Below are 351 nucleotides of genomic sequence, written 5' to 3' on the forward strand. Positions count from 1 at the left end.
CTTTTTTTCATATATGTATACTCCTTAATAAATTATAAATATATTTGTTAATTAAATTTGAAATGTATCAAGAATATTATCTTTTTCTTCTTTATTGATTCCAATATATTTGAGTGTAACTTGTGGTGTGCTGTGATTCAATATTTCTTGCAACATGGCCACGTCTTTTGTTTGTTTATAGAACCAATAGCCGAAGGTTTTACGCATGGTGTGGGTCCCAATGGATTCTATACCGGCAAAATCTCCGGCTTTTTGCAGTTGTCGATAAGCCTGGATTTTACTAATGGGTTGATTTCCTTTTCGAGAAGGAAATAACCAAGTATTTTCTAAGGTTTGGGCATAGGGGTTCTA

The 351-nt window shown here is 33.0% G+C and carries 1 pseudogene; it reads right to left on the bottom strand.

Annotated elements, in window-relative coordinates:
- Positions 1-51: 51 nt before the first annotated feature.
- A pseudogene (locus LOK41_RS28710) lies at positions 52-342 on the bottom strand (tyrosine-type recombinase/integrase); the annotation flags it as partial.
- Positions 343-351: the final 9 nt, after the last annotated feature.

Source organism: Bacillus sp. TL12 (assembly GCF_022625245.1).
In the GTDB taxonomy this organism is placed as follows: domain Bacteria; phylum Bacillota; class Bacilli; order Bacillales; family Bacillaceae_G; genus Bacillus_A.